Annotated in this window: 14 protein-coding genes and 1 riboswitch; of the genes, 5 read left to right on the top strand and 9 right to left on the bottom strand. The window is 70.0% G+C overall.

Going from position 1 to position 13,497, the window contains the following annotated elements:
* Positions 1–88: 88 nt before the first annotated feature.
* On the top strand, positions 89–823 hold the full coding sequence (mepA, locus tag GBZ26_RS00915; protein WP_174437175.1) for a penicillin-insensitive murein endopeptidase: 735 nt from the start codon (positions 89–91) through the stop codon (positions 821–823).
* 48 nt (positions 824–871) lie between these two features.
* Here the strand turns inward: mepA and GBZ26_RS00910 are convergent, their stop codons facing one another.
* A complete protein-coding gene (locus tag GBZ26_RS00910) occupies positions 872–2,065 on the bottom strand; it encodes a serine hydrolase domain-containing protein (protein WP_174437174.1) in 1,194 nt (397 codons plus the stop codon).
* Positions 2,066–2,132: 67 nt separating this feature from the next.
* Between GBZ26_RS00910 and GBZ26_RS00905 the strand changes: the two genes are divergently transcribed.
* Positions 2,133–2,762: a TetR family transcriptional regulator C-terminal domain-containing protein gene (locus GBZ26_RS00905; protein WP_174437173.1), complete on the top strand. Its 630-nt coding sequence runs from the start codon at positions 2,133–2,135 to the stop codon at positions 2,760–2,762.
* A gap of 83 nt (positions 2,763–2,845) precedes the next feature.
* Here the strand turns inward: GBZ26_RS00905 and GBZ26_RS00900 are convergent, their stop codons facing one another.
* The 3 genes from GBZ26_RS00900 to GBZ26_RS00890 all read right to left on the bottom strand — a co-directional run bounded on the left by GBZ26_RS00900 (position 2,846) and on the right by GBZ26_RS00890 (position 6,542).
* Positions 2,846–3,595 carry a substrate-binding periplasmic protein gene (locus GBZ26_RS00900; protein WP_174437172.1) on the bottom strand — a complete coding sequence of 250 codons (750 nt, stop codon included), beginning with the start codon at positions 3,593–3,595 and terminating at the stop codon, positions 2,846–2,848.
* 201 nt (positions 3,596–3,796) lie between these two features.
* Complete coding sequence (gene ribB, locus GBZ26_RS00895; RefSeq protein WP_174437171.1) at positions 3,797–4,471, bottom strand: 3,4-dihydroxy-2-butanone-4-phosphate synthase; 675 nt, start codon at positions 4,469–4,471, stop codon at positions 3,797–3,799.
* Between the two features lie 151 nt (positions 4,472–4,622).
* Positions 4,623–4,775: riboswitch (FMN riboswitch) on the bottom strand.
* 78 nt (positions 4,776–4,853) lie between these two features.
* Positions 4,854–6,542 (bottom strand): alpha-amylase family protein, encoded by a 1,689-nt coding sequence (locus tag GBZ26_RS00890; RefSeq protein ID WP_174437170.1) that lies wholly within the window; start codon positions 6,540–6,542, stop codon positions 4,854–4,856.
* A gap of 214 nt (positions 6,543–6,756) precedes the next feature.
* On the opposite strand from GBZ26_RS00890, the gene GBZ26_RS00885 reads away from it, so the two are divergent.
* Positions 6,757–7,947: a calcium-binding protein gene (locus tag GBZ26_RS00885; protein WP_174437169.1), complete on the top strand. Its 1,191-nt coding sequence runs from the start codon at positions 6,757–6,759 to the stop codon at positions 7,945–7,947.
* On the opposite strand, the gene rsmD is transcribed toward GBZ26_RS00885, so the two are convergent.
* The 3 genes from rsmD to GBZ26_RS00870 are packed head-to-tail and all read right to left on the bottom strand — an operon-like array spanning position 7,938 to position 9,993.
* Positions 7,938–8,516 carry a 16S rRNA (guanine(966)-N(2))-methyltransferase RsmD gene (rsmD, locus tag GBZ26_RS00880; RefSeq protein WP_174437168.1) on the bottom strand — a complete coding sequence of 193 codons (579 nt, stop codon included), beginning with the start codon at positions 8,514–8,516 and terminating at the stop codon, positions 7,938–7,940. The two genes, GBZ26_RS00885 and rsmD, sit on opposite strands and share 10 nt — an antisense overlap.
* Positions 8,497–9,723 carry a pseudouridine synthase gene (locus tag GBZ26_RS30820; RefSeq protein ID WP_343207179.1) on the bottom strand — a complete coding sequence of 409 codons (1,227 nt, stop codon included), beginning with the start codon at positions 9,721–9,723 and terminating at the stop codon, positions 8,497–8,499. The genes rsmD and GBZ26_RS30820 overlap by 20 nt, the downstream gene beginning before the upstream one ends.
* A gap of 60 nt (positions 9,724–9,783) precedes the next feature.
* Positions 9,784–9,993, bottom strand: a complete 210-nt coding sequence (locus GBZ26_RS00870) for a dodecin (protein WP_014239544.1) — start codon at positions 9,991–9,993, stop codon at positions 9,784–9,786.
* Positions 9,994–10,107: 114 nt separating this feature from the next.
* Between GBZ26_RS00870 and GBZ26_RS00865 the strand changes: the two genes are divergently transcribed.
* On the top strand, positions 10,108–10,542 hold the full coding sequence (locus GBZ26_RS00865) for a nucleoside deaminase (protein ID WP_174437219.1): 435 nt from the start codon (positions 10,108–10,110) through the stop codon (positions 10,540–10,542).
* 84 nt (positions 10,543–10,626) lie between these two features.
* Here the strand turns inward: GBZ26_RS00865 and GBZ26_RS00860 are convergent, their stop codons facing one another.
* Both GBZ26_RS00860 and purD read right to left on the bottom strand, forming a co-directional pair.
* Positions 10,627–10,893: a nucleotidyltransferase family protein gene (locus tag GBZ26_RS00860; RefSeq protein ID WP_211104517.1), complete on the bottom strand. Its 267-nt coding sequence runs from the start codon at positions 10,891–10,893 to the stop codon at positions 10,627–10,629.
* 23 nt (positions 10,894–10,916) lie between these two features.
* Entirely contained in the window at positions 10,917–12,206 is a 1,290-nt protein-coding gene (gene purD, locus GBZ26_RS00855) for a phosphoribosylamine--glycine ligase (protein WP_174437167.1), read from the bottom strand.
* Positions 12,207–12,281: 75 nt separating this feature from the next.
* Here purD and xseA point away from each other — a divergent pair.
* Positions 12,282–13,497: exodeoxyribonuclease VII large subunit (gene xseA / locus GBZ26_RS00850; RefSeq protein WP_247884743.1), on the top strand; the 1,216-nt coding region annotated here is incomplete at its 3' end.

The raw sequence follows: 13,497 nt of genomic DNA, 5'->3' as shown, positions 1-13,497 counted from the left end.
GACGGCGGCCGACTCGGTTCCCCGGTCGGCACCCTCGGCGTCCGGCGCGGTTCCGACGGATTTCAGCACGGTGGCCTTGCAGCCGCCGATGACGTCCCTCTCGGCACAGCCGATCGGCAGCTACGCCAACGGCTGCATTCGCGGCGCGCAGACGCTGCCTCCGGAGGGCACCGGCTATCAGGCGGTCAACCTGTCGCGGAACCGCAACCACGGCCATCCCGACACCGTCGCGTTCGTCCAGGACCTTGCCCGCCGCGCACAGGCCGAGCGGCTCGGGAGGCTGGCCGTCGGCGACATTTCCAAGCCCTTCGGCGGACGCATGGAAAGCGGACACGCCAGCCACCAGATCGGCCTCGACGTCGACGTGTGGTTCGATCTCGACCAGCCGCCTCTCGCGCGGGACGCGCGGGAGCGAACGGATTTCCCGACCATGGTGAACCGGCAGACGCAGCGCGTTCTCCCGGAACGGTTCGGCCCCCGTCAGGCCCGCCTTCTGCGACTGGCGGCGACGAGCCCGAAGGTCGCGCGGGTGTTCGTGAACCCGGCGATCAAGCTGGCGCTGTGCCAGAGCGAGCACGGCGACCGCTCCTGGCTGAACACCGTTCGCCCCTGGGCCGGGCACGACTCGCACTTCCATGTGCGGATGAACTGCCCGGCCGGATCGACGGCCTGCGTTCCGCAAGCCCCCATTCCGCCGGGCGACGGCTGCGGCCAGGACCTTCTGAGCTGGTTCGAACCCCCGAAGGAAGCGCCGGGGTCCCGGCCACCCAAGGCCATCCCCGAGCCCCCGGCAGCCTGCCTGGAGGTTCTGGCGGGGCATTGAGCCTCCGCCGGCAAACGGATGTCGGCCCCTTTGCCCTTCGGGCCGGTTCTATTGATAGACGGCGTTTCTGACTTCGGCCGGAAACGCCCCAGCCATGCCCTCGAACGCGGTGTTCGTCAGAGCAACCACCGAGAGGCCGTTCCTGCGATCGATGAACCAGTGATGGCCGTAGGCGCCGCCCCACTGCAGCGTGCCGGCGGCCTGCGGCGTGCCCGTCGGCGCCGGATCGGCCAGCACCGCCCAGCCATAGCCGAAGCCCCAACCCGGCCCCTGCGTTTCGGCCCGCGTGCCGACATGGTCCCTGGCCATCAGTAAGACCGTTTCGGGTTTCAGGATCGGCGAACCGCCGGTGCGGATCGCTTCGAGAAACCGAAGAACGTCCGAAGCCGTCCCAGCCATGCCCGCCCCGCCCGATTGGTAGGAACTGGCGTCGAGAATTCGCGACGGTGCGAACGTCGCGGCAAGCCCCATCAGCGGGACGGTCAGCCCGTCCGTCATCGGCACCGGCTCCGGATCGCCGTCCGCATAGGCCTTGGCAAGCCGGGACGCATCGCGGACCGAGAAGTCGGTGTCGTCGATGCCGAGCGGTGCCGTGACCGTGTCGCGGACGATGTCGGAGAGGCTCCGCCCCTCGATCGCTTCCAGCACGCCGCCGAGCACATCGATGCCCAGTGAATAGCGCCACCCCGTGCCGGGGGCGAACGCCAATGGAGCGGCCGACAGGCGGGCGAGGTTCTCACCCAGTGAAAGGCCCGGCTGGTCGAGTCCGTCCGAGACGTTCAGCCTGTGATAGGGACCGTCCGCCGGTTCGAGGAACGCATAGCCCAGCCCCGATGTATGGGTCAGCAGTTGCCGGATGGTGATGTCCGGGGTCGAACCGTCCGGCAAGGCGGGGCGGAAGTCCGGCAGCCAGCGCGCGACCGGCGCGTCGAGATCCAGCCGCCCGTCCTCGACCAGCCGCATGGCGGCCGCGGTCACGAACGGTTTGGTGACGGAGGCGAGGCGGAAGATCGCGTCCTCGCGCATCACGGTGCCGGCCTCCCGGTCGGCATGGCCGGCGGCGCGGTGGTAGACGATCCTGCCATCCTTCGCGACCAGGACGACCGCGCCGACGATCCGCTTTTCGGACAGCGCCCGGTCGATCACCGGATCGAGGCGAGCCCCGATCACAGGGTCGATGGCCGGTTCGGCGAAGGCTGTGCCGGCAACGGTCAGCGCAGCGGCGACAAGAGGGATGCGCATGGCGGTGGAACCCCGTATATATGGAGCGATCACTCCTGAATAACGCAACCTGGGGACTATTTCCAGAGTGACCGTTGTGAAAAACAGCAACCCCGCGCCGCGGCCGCGCGGCCGGCCGCGCGCTTTCGACCGCGACGAGGCGCTGGCCAAAGCGGCGATAACCTTCTGGCGGCTGGGCTATGAAGGCGCCTCCATCGCCGATCTGACGGCGGCGATGGGCATCACGCCGCAAAGCCTCTACGCCGCGTTCGCGTCGAAGGCCGATCTCTACCGCGAGGCGCTGGACTGGTATCAGGCCACGGTCGGCGCCTCGACGGCGGCGGCCCTCGAAGAGGACGATGCGCTGGTTGCGCTGACGCGGGTCCTTCGGGAATCGGCGCGGGAATTCACCAAACGGGACCGCCCGCATGGCTGCATGGTGTCGACGGCCGTGCTGACCTGCGCGGCGGAGAACGAACCTGTGGCCCGTCATGTCGCCGGTTTGCGCACCGCGACGCTGGACCTCATCCGGGCGCGCATCGAGCGCGGCATGGCCGAGGGACAGGTGAAACGGGAAACCGATGCCGAGGCCCTCGCACGCTTCGTCGGCGCGATGATCCAGGGCATGTCCGTGCAGGCGCAGGACGGCGCGTCCGCCGAGGCGCTGTCATCACTCGCCGCCCATGCGATCGCCGAGATCGAGCGGCATCGCGCGTAGCGCTTCCGCCATGCCGACGCTACGCCAGTCGCGCGCCCGGCCCGATCCCAGGGCCGAGGGGGTTCGGCGGCGCGGGTGGCTCCCTACCGCTCCCACCGGCGGACGATGGCGTCGATGGTGCCGTCCCGCTTGAGCTTCTCGTAGGCCGCCTGCAAGCGCTCGGCCTTGTCCGCCCGCATCTTGGGGACGGATATGTAGCGCGGCACCATGGCCAGCGGCGTGGGCAGGATCTTGACCGACCCCGTCCGGCCCTCGCTGTCAGCCAAGTATCGAAGCACCTGCAAGTCGCCGGCGATGGCATCGACGCGGCCGAGAAGCAGGCGGCGGAAGGACACGACGTTGCTGCTGCTGCGGACCCGCTCGAACAGGGGGGATTTGTCGAACTCGGGGGTGTACTCGAAGCCGTCGACGACGCCGATCCGCAGACCCTGCAAATCGTCGATGCGCGCGTAGGTGATCTCCGAATTGCTGCGGACCATGAGCACGGTCGCGCCGACACGGTAGGGTCCGATCAGATGGCCACGCTCCAATCGGCGCGGCGACGTGAAGAACTGGAAGGCGACGTCCACCTCGTTCTCGTCGTGGGCGCGCACCACCTCCGGCCAGGCCATGGGGCGGTGAACCGGGTAGACGCCGATGTCCTTCAGCATGGCGTCGACGATCTCCGTGTCCATTCCCGTCCGCTTGCCGCGCTCGGTGAAGTTGTACGGCGGGAAATAGTCCTCGGACGCGACCGTCCAGTTTTCCGCGCGCGCCGGGGCCGAAGCCAGAACCAAGGCGACGACCAGCAACCGCGCCACCCCCGCCAAACACACGCGCACCGCCGTCCTCATCAACCTTCTCCGCTCACATCCCGACATCGCCTGTCGCCGGGCACCGCGTACAGGGCAATCCGGTCGTCCTCAATGGGAAAAGAGCGGGCGGGTGTGATATCGCACCGGAGACGGCGCTCAAGGGTTCCTGCCGGGTGAGTGTTGGGGGACCGGCTCCGCCCGCGAACAGGGGAACCGGTCCCACTCACCAGCCCGCGCCGGTCAGGCGGCGGCGCGCAGCCGCATCGCCCCGACCAGATCCTCGATGGTCACCACCGGCATGCCGTGGCGCTCGGCGAAGGCGACCAGTTCGGGCAGGCGGGCCATGGTGCCGTCCGGGTTCATCACCTCGCACAGCACCCCCGCCGGACGGCGCCCGGCCAGGGTGGTCAGCTCGATGGTCGCCTCGGTGTGGCCGCGCCGCGCTGCCAAGCCCCCGGCGTGCGCGCGGATCGGGAAAACGTGGCCCGGCCGGGCGAGGTCCTCCGGCCGGCAGCCGTCGGCGATGGCGGTGCGGATGGTGGTCACCCGGTCCGCCGCCGACACGCCCGTCGTCACGCCCTCCCGCGCTTCGATGGAGACGGTAAAGGCGGTGCCGAAGCGCGCCGTGTTGCTGCCGACCATGGGCGGCAGGTCGAGGCGGCGCGCGTCGGCGTCGGTCAGGATCAGGCAGACGATCCCCGACCCCTCGCGGATCAGCAGGGCCATCTGTTCGGCGGTGATGGTTTCGGCGGCGTAGATCACGTCGCCTTCGTTCTCGCGGTCCTCGTCATCCACGACGACGACGCCGCCACCCTGGCGGATGGCGTCCACGGCGCGGATCACCCGTTCCTCGGCGGTGCCGAAGCGGTCGAGAAGGCCGGTGGAGAGGTGGGTGCTGGCAAAGGTCTGATTCACGGTTCTCACTCCGGTTGGGGCGAGCCTGAATCAGGGCGCAAAGAGACATCCGGCGGCGCACGGGATGCCCCGCGCGGACCGCCGTCGCAGGCCAGCGCACGCGGACCACGCGTCACGCCATGCGCGACGTGCGGACCACGGTCGATGACCGGCTCGTCCTCTTCCATCCGGACTGTCACCGTCGGCTCCGGCCTTGAACCGGATCTGCTGACCTCCCGGCCTGACGGCCGGGAGCGCTCGCGGGCTCCCCCTCGTGCGAGGGGCTACCGCCGGTCGGGATTTTCACCCTGCCCTGAGAACAAGCGTCTGTTGCGCCGCCCCCGGCCCGCTGGGGGACGCTGAGGGACGGCACCGCCAGCGTCCCCCAGCGGACCGGGCAAAGTCAAGACCGCTTCGCCCCGCCGACCGGCCCCTCCGTCCGGCGCAGCAGATAGTCCAGCCCGCCCAGCCGGTACCAGCGGTAGCCGTAGGGCTCCAGCACCAGGCGATGCCGCCCGTCCTCCTCGGGGTCGTTGTGGTCCTCGGCCAGCAGGTTGACCAGCCGCGGCGATTCCCCCTGGCCATCGACCGCCAGCGCGACCTCGTGGGGACGGTCGTCGAGGTTGTGGACGACAAGCACCGAGTTGTTGCGCCAGTCGTAGCGGATCGCCAGCACGGCGTTCGATCCGGTGGGCAGAACCTGGAAGTCGCCCCAGCCGATTTCCGGGCATTCCTTGCGCATGCGGATGATGCGCTCGGTCCAGTTCAACAGGGACGACGGCTCGCGGCGCTGGTGGGCGGCGTTGATCCGCTCGTAGCCGTAGGCGCCGCCGCTGATGACCGGATGCACGGGGTCGTCCGCCTTGGTGAAGCCGCCCTGCGGCTCGTCCGACCACTGCATGGGGGTGCGGGCGCACTCGCGCTCCGGCAGGGACAGGTCGTCGCCCATGCCGATCTCGTCGCCGTAGCGCAGGACCGGCGTGCCGGGCAGAGTGAACAGCAGGCTGTAGGCCAGCTCCAGCCAGCGCCGGTCGCCGCGCAGCATCGGGGCAAGCCGCCGCCGGATGCCGCGGTCGTAGAGCTGCATGTCCTTGTCCGGCCCGAACGTGTCGAAGACGCGCTTGCGCTGCGCCTCGGTCAGGCGGCCGAGGTCCAGCTCGTCGTGGTTGCGCAGGAACAGGCCCCACTGGTTGGTGCTGGGGCGCGGCACCCGGGTGACGTCCAGCGCCTTGGCCAGCGGCCGCGTGTCCGCCGTCGCCAGCGCGTAGAACAGGGTCTGGTTGACCTGGAAATTGAAGACCATCTGCATGCGGTCGCCGTCGTCGCCGAAATACTCCTGGTCGACGGTCGGCAGCACGTTGGCCTCGGCCAGCAGAACGGCGTCGCCGCACCGCCACTGCACGAACTCCCGGAAGGTGCGCAGCATGTCGAACTGCTCCTTCGGCTTCTTCACGTCCGGCCCCTTGGTCGCGATGACGAAGGGCACGGCGTCCATGCGGAAGCCCGACACGCCCAGCTCGATCCAGAAGCCCATCACCTTCAGCAGTTCGGCCTGCACCTCCGGGTTGGCGGTGTTCAGGTCGGGCTGGAATTCGTAGAAGCGGTGGAAGTAGTAGGCGCGGGCCTCCTTGTCCCAGCTCCAAGTGGTCTTCTGCACGCCGGGAAAGACGACGCCCTGGTCGGCGTCGTCCGGCTTTTTGTCCGACCAGACGTACCAGTCCCGATAGGGGGACTCCGCATCCTTGCGCGCCGCCTGGAACCAGGGATGCTGGTCCGACGTGTGGTTGACCACGAGGTCGATGATGAGGCGGATGCCGCGCTGCTTGCAGGCGTGGCTGAACTCCACGAAGTCGCCCAGCGTGCCGTAGCGCGGATCGACGTTGTAGTAGTCGGCCACGTCGTAGCCGTGGTCGCGCATCGGCGACGGCTGGAACGGGCCCAGCCAGAGGCAGGTCACGCCCAGCCCCTGCAGATAGTCCAGCCGGCGCTGCAAGCCTTGGAAATCGCCGATCCCGTCGCCGTTGGCGTCCATGAAGGTGCCGACCGACAGGTTGTAGATGACCGCGTTCTTGTACCAGAGATCCTTGATCATGGCCCGCCCTGCCCTGGACGCGGCGCCCGCCGCCGCTCGTCCTAGGCCTTAACAGGGCCGACCGGCCGAGGTCCCGTCACTCCGCCGAGCCAACCGTAAGGGGGTGTCCTACGCCCTTAGGAAAAAGGTTAATGTATAGTTAAAGTCACAAGAAAGCCTTCAATCCTGCCCGCATGATGTCCCCCAAGACGCACAGAACCAGGGGAATCGTGCCATGAAGCGTGCCATGCGCCAGAATGCCGCCCGGAACGGGGCCGCCCAGAGCCCCGCCACCCAGACCACCACGACGCAGGCCGTCAGCTACAGCTATGGGAACAACGCCGGCACCCTGGCGGCGGCTCCCGCGGCGCCGGTTCCCACCAGCTTCGCCCCGGTGACCATCAACTACGCGGAGACGCGGGCGGATGGCGGGTTCGGATGGGACGTGAAGTACGATCTCGCCTTCGACGGCACGGCCTTCACCGTGCAGACCCGCATCCACCTGACCGGCGACGACGCCGGTTCGCTGAAACAGGTCTGGGAGCAGGGGATCGAGGGGATCTGGGGCGACAAGTACAGCCTGTCGGACGGCACCAACAGCTACGCCATCCGCTTCGACGTGCAATTCGTGGCGGCCGGAACCCAGCATTACGACGTGAACGTCAGCAACAGCTACGGGCGCTGCGACATGCTGAACTGGTGCACCCAGACCGACTGGGGCCCCGATTACCAGGACGAGCTGGCGGCCCACGAGTTTGGGCACATGATCGGCGCCTTCGACGAATATGCGGGCGGAGCCACCTACGGCAACTTCGCCGCCACCGGCACCATCATGTCGGACCTGACCCCGACGCTGCGTCCCAACTACATGAACTCCATCGACTATTACGCCGAGCAGTTCACCGGCAAGACCTTCCAGATCGTCGAGATCCCGAAGAACCTGACGCTGACCGGCAACACCTGGGCCGACAGCCTCTATGGCGGGGCGGGCAACGACACGCTGAGCGGGCTGAGCGGCAACGACCAGCTGTTCGGCGGTGCCGGCAACGACCTGCTGTGGGGCGACGCCGGAAACGACACGCTGCGTGGGCAGGCCGGGAACGACGCGCTGCATGGCGGCGCGGGCGCCGACCTGCTGATGGGGGATGAGGGGAACGACACGCTGTGGGGCGATGCCGGCAACGACACGCTGTGGGGCGGCGCCGGGGCGGACCTGTTCGTCTTCACGCGCGGCGGCGGCCAGGACCGCATCGCCGACTTCAGCCGCGCGCAGAACGACCGCATCCAGATCGCCTCCAACATGACCTACCGCCTGGGATCGGACGGCACGGGGAGCGCGGTGCTCGACTTCGGCGGCGGTGACCGGCTGACCTTGGCCGGGGTCGCCCCGATCCAGGTCGCATCGTCCCTCTTCACCTACGGCTGAGGCGACGCGTAACGCAGGAACTGGACGCGGGTGTCGCCGTAGCGGCGCTCGTCCAGCGCCGCGAAGCCGGGCGGCAGGGGCAGCGGATCGCGCCCGGCGACCTCGACCACCAGGACGGCGCCGGGAGCCAACCAGCCGGCCTTGGCCAGCCCGGCCAGCGCCCGCGGCGCCAGATCCTGGCCGTAGGGCGGGTCGAGGAAGGCCAGCGTGCAGGGGCGGCCCGGCGGAGGCGGCGGGCGGGTGGCGTCGGCGCGCAGGACCGCGGCGTTCGCCCCCTCCCCCAGCGCCGCGACGTTGGCCCGCACGGCGTCCAGGGCGGCGCGGCCCATGTCGAGGAAGCTGGCGTGGGCGGCCCCGCGGGACAGCGACTCCAGCCCCAGGGCGCCGGTTCCGCAGAAGGCGTCCACGACGACGGCGCCCTCCAGCAGGTCGGCCCCGTCCGGCCCCCAGTCGGCGTGGGACAGGATGTTGAACAGGGATTCGCGGGTGCGGTCGGTGGTCGGCCGCGTGTCGCTCCCCCCCGGGGCGGCCAGCCGCCGCCCGCGGTGCTTACCGCCGACGATCCGCACGGGTCCGCTCCGGCCCCCGGCCGCCGCCCTCGGACGACGCGCCGCCGCGCGGCTTCGGCCCCGGCTTTCCACCACCGCCGGGCTTTCCGCCCTTCAGCGTCAGCGTGCCGGGCTTGCCCGCCGGCTTGCCGTCCGGTCTGTTGGAAGCGGGCTTGCTGGAGGCGGCTTTGCCGGAAGCGGGCTTGGCGGACGCGTAGCCGCCCGAGGCCGGCTTGGCCGGGCCGCGCCGGTCGGACGCGGCCTTCGGCTCCGCCTTGGCCCAGCCGGCCTTGGCGTCGCGCGGCTTGGAGGCCTTCGCCGGGGCGGCGGAACGTCCCTTGGCGCCTTCGGCACCGGCGCTCTCATTTCTGGCGACGGCCTTGGCGGCAGCGGTCCTGCCGGCACCCTTGGCCTTGCCCTCCTCCGCCGGATCGGCGCCGGTGAAGAAGCGGGACACCTGCTCGCGCACGACGCGCTTCGGCACCTCCTCGACGGCGCTCTCCTCCAGCTTGCCGAGCTGGAAGGGGCCGTAGGCGACGCGGATCAGCCGGTTCACCTGGAGGTCCAGCGCCTCCATCACCTTGCGGATCTCGCGGTTCTTGCCTTCCTTCAGGCTGACGGTCAGCCAGGCGTTGCGGCCCTGGATGCGGTCCAGAACGGCTTCGATGGGACCGTACTTGACCCCGTCGATGGTCGGCCCCTTCGCCAGTTCGGCCAGCTTCACTTCGTTCACCTCGCCGAACACGCGCACGCGGTAGCGGCGGGTCCAGCCGGTGGCCGGCAGTTCCAGGAAGCGGGCCAGCTCGCCGTCGTTGGTCAGCAGCAGCAGACCTTCGGTCGTCAGGTCGAGCCGACCGACCGAGATGACGCGGGGCATGTCCGGCGGCAGCCGTTCGAAGACGGTGGTGCGTCCCTTCTCGTCGCGGGCGGTGGTGACCAGCCCGGACGGCTTGTAATAGCGCCACAGCCGCGCCGGCTCCGGCTCGGGGATGACCTTGCCGTCCACCTGCACGACGTCGCCGGACCGCACGACGCAGGCCGGGCTGTCCAGGGTCGTGCCGTTGACGGCCACGCGGCCGTCGGTGATCCAGCGCTCGGCGTCGCGGCGCGAGCACAGGCCCGCGCGCGCCAGCCGCTTGGCGATGCGCTCACCGGCATCGGGCTCGCCCGCGTCCGCATCGGCGGCGCCGGGCATGGCTTTTGAAGGGTCGAAATCGGGGGTGTCCATGGGCACGGACCATAGGGCTTGCAAGCCCCGCCCGCAACCCACGGCACGGTGTCCCCGCCGTTATTCTTCGAGGCGGAAGCCGACCTTCATCACCACCTGGAAGTGGGCGACCTTCCCACCGCTGACATGGCCGCGGATCTCCCCCACCTCGAACCAGTCGACGTTCTTCAGCGTCTTGGACGCCCGCTCGATGCCGTTGCGGATGGCGTCGTCGATGGTGGTCTCGGCGGTGCCGACGATTTCCACCTTCTTGTAGACATGGTTGCTCATGAACTGTCCTCCCTGTTCCGTCCGATGCTTAACAACGCCGGAGGGCGTTCCGCAGCTTGACGAAAACAGGGACCGCCGGGCAGGGTGCCCCGCATGAGCCGCCCCCCCTCCCCCATGGACATCGCCTTCGACGAGGCCGAAGCCGCCGCTTCCCGCGGGGAGGTGCCGGTGGGCGCCGTGGTGGTCGATCCGGTGACCGGGGCCGTGCTGGCCCGCGCCGGCAACCGGACCGAGGAGTTGAAGGACCCGACCGCCCACGCCGAGGTGCTGGCGATCCGCGCCGCCTGCGCGGCCTTGGGCGAGCCGCGCCTGCCGGGGCTGGACCTCTATGTGACGCTGGAGCCTTGCGCGCTGTGCGCCGCGGCGATCAGCTTCGCGCGCCTGCGGCGGGTCTATTTCGGCGCCTACGACCCGAAGGGCGGCGGGGTGGAGCATGGCCCCCGCTTCTACCACCAACCGACCTGCCACCACGCCCCGGACGTCTACGGCGGCATCGACGAGACGCGGGCGGGGGACATGCTGCGGGGGTTCTTCAGGGGGCGGCGTTAGTCTCTTTCAGACTCTCGTTCAGGATGGCCGCTATCACACGGCGGATCGCCTCGCGGATGTGTTTCAGATAAGCACGGTCTGCGGTCACAAGGATCGCGCCGACTGAAGAATTCCGTCGCGCATGTAAGGCGACAGGCCACGCTCCGTCACCACATCAACGGCAGCGGCGGTTCGTTCCTCCAAAGCGTGCTTCAATTCGATCAGGTCGAACAAATCCCGCCCTGGCTCCAACTCCACGAGAAGGTCCAGGTCGCTGCCGGGCCGTGCTCTCCCCGTGGCACGGGAGCCGAAGACGCGCAGGTTGCCGGCCACAAAGCGGGAAGCCAGAGCCTTGATGTCTTCGGCTGACACGCCAGCCGGCAGTTGGAGCGCCGTCAGCGCCCCAGCGCCCGCCAACCGATGTCGCGGCGGCAGAAGCCGTCCGGCCAGTCCAGCGCGTCCACGCCCTGGTAGGCGCGCTTCTGAGCCTCGGCCACGGTCGGGGCCTTGGCGGTCACGCCCAGCACGCGCCCGCCGGTGGACAGCACCCGCCCACCGTCCGCCAGCTTCGTGCCGGCGTGGAAGACGGTCACGCCCTCCACCGCGTTGGCGGCGTCGAAGCCCTTGATCTCGGTGTTCTTCACGTAATCGCCGGGATAGCCGTTCGCCGCCATGACGACGCACAGCGCCGTCTCGTCGTGCCAGCGCAGGTCGATGTTCTTCAACTGGCCGTCCGCCGCCGCGATCAGCGCGGCCAGCGCGTCGGACTTCAGACGCATCATCAGCGTCTGGCATTCCGGGTCGCCGAAGCGGACGTTGAACTCCAGCGTCTTCGGCACCGGATTTCCATCCGCGTCCTTGCCGATCATCAGGCCGGCGAACAGCACGCCCTTGAAGGGACGCCCCTCCGCCGCCATGCCCTTGACGGTCGGCTCGACGATCTCGCGCATCACGCGGGCCTGGAGGTCCGGGGTCAGCGCCGGGGCCGGGGAATAGGCGCCCATGCCGCCGGTGTTCGGGCCGGTGTCGCCGTCGCCCACCGCCTTGTGGTCCTGGGCCGAGGCCAGCGGCAGCGCCGACTCGCCGTCGCACAGAGCGAAGAAGCTGACCTCCTCGCCGTCCAGGAACTCCTCGACCACCACCTCGGCCCCGGCGGCGCCGAAGCGGCCCTCGACCAGGGCTTCGTCGATGGCGGCGAAGGCCTCCTCCTGGGTGCGGGCGACGGTCACCCCCTTGCCGGCGGCGAGGCCGTCGGCCTTGACCACGATGGGGGCGCCGTTCTTGCGGACGAAATCCTTGGCGGCCTCGACATCCTTGAAGCGGCCATAGGCGGCGGTCGGTACGCCGTACTTGGCCAGGATGTCCTTCATGAAGCCCTTGGAGCCCTCCAGCTCCGCAGCCGCGGCGCTGGGGCCGAAGGCCTTGATGCCGATGGCGGTCAGCTTGTCGACGAGGCCGAGCACCAGCGGCCCTTCCGGCCCGACGACCACGAAGTCGATGGCCTTGTCCTGGGCGAAGCGGACCAGGGCGTCCACGTCCTCCGCGCCGATGGCGACGCATTCGGCCACGTCCGCGATGCCCGCGTTGCCCGGCGCGCAGTAGAGCGTGTCGCACAGCGGCGAGTTCTGAATGGCCCAGCACAGCGCATGCTCGCGCCCACCCGACCCGACCACCAGGACTTTCATGGCACCTCGTCCTTCCACGCTTGTTGCCGACACCGCGCCTTGTATCATGGTGCCGCAATGACTCAAGACCTTGATATGACCTCTCCGCTGATCGCCCCCGAGCCGCGCCCCGGCTCGAACCTGCCGGAATTCTCGGTGGGCGACCTCGCCCGTCGCCTGAAGCGCAGCATCGAGGAGGAGTTCGGCTTCGTCCGCGTGCGCGGCGAGATCTCCCAGCCCAAGCGCCACAGCTCCGGCCACTGCTACCTCCGCCTGAAGGACGACACGGCGGTGATCGAGGCGGTGTGCTGGCGCGGCACCGCGTCGAAGCTGGCCGTCCAGCCGGCGGAGGGGCTGGAGGTCATCGTCACCGGACGCATGACGACCTACCCCGGTCGCTCGCAATACCAGCTCATCATCGAGTCGATGGAGCTGGCCGGCGAGGGCGCCCTGCTGAAGATGCTGGAGGAGCGCAAGAAGCGCCTCGCGGCGGAAGGGCTGTTCGACGCCGGGCGCAAGAAGCCCATCCCCTTCCTGCCCGACGTGATCGGCGTCGTCACCTCCCCCACCGGAGCGGTCATCCGCGACATCCTGCACCGGCTGCACGACCGTTTCCCGCGCCGGGTCCTGCTCTGGCCGGTCGCCGTGCAGGGCGAGCGGGCGGCGGCGGAGGTCACCGCGGCGATCGAGGGCTTCAACCGCATCCCCCCCGGCGGCCCGGTGCCGCGCCCCGACCTGCTGATCGTGGCGCGCGGCGGCGGCTCGCTGGAGGACCTGATGGCCTTCAACGAGGAGAACGTCGTCCGCGCGGCGGCGGCCAGCCGCATCCCGCTGATCTCGGCGGTCGGGCACGAGACGGATACCACACTGATCGACTTCGCGTCCGACCGCCGCGCCCCCACCCCCACCGCGGCGGCGGAGATGGCCGTGCCTGTGCGGGCGGAACTGCTCGCCCAGGTGCTGGACGACGAGCGGCGCATGGTCGGCGCCACCACCCGCATGCTGGCCGAGCGGCGGACGCGGGTGGAGGGGCTGGCCCGCGGCCTCGGCGACCCGCGCGCTCTGCTGGAAAGCCACGCCCAGCGGCTGGACGACCGGGCGGAGCGGCTGGCGCTCGCCGCCGTCTCGCTCCTCGACCGCCGCCGCACCCGCCTGAACGAACTGGGTGCCGCGCTGCGCCACCCGCGCGAGAAGCTGGCGGGAGCCGGGCAGCGGCTGGCCGCGGACTCCCGAGCGCGCGACGGAGCGCCGCGCCACGCCGGCGTCGCCGCGCGGGGGCAGCAAGAGAGGGGGAGAGGGCGGCCGCGGCGCG

The sequence above is a fragment of the Azospirillum formosense genome (assembly GCF_013340925.1).
Lineage (GTDB): Bacteria > Pseudomonadota > Alphaproteobacteria > Azospirillales > Azospirillaceae > Azospirillum > Azospirillum formosense.
The sequence above is the reverse complement of the archived record's forward strand: the minus strand, read 5'-3'. Positions and strand labels throughout refer to the sequence as shown.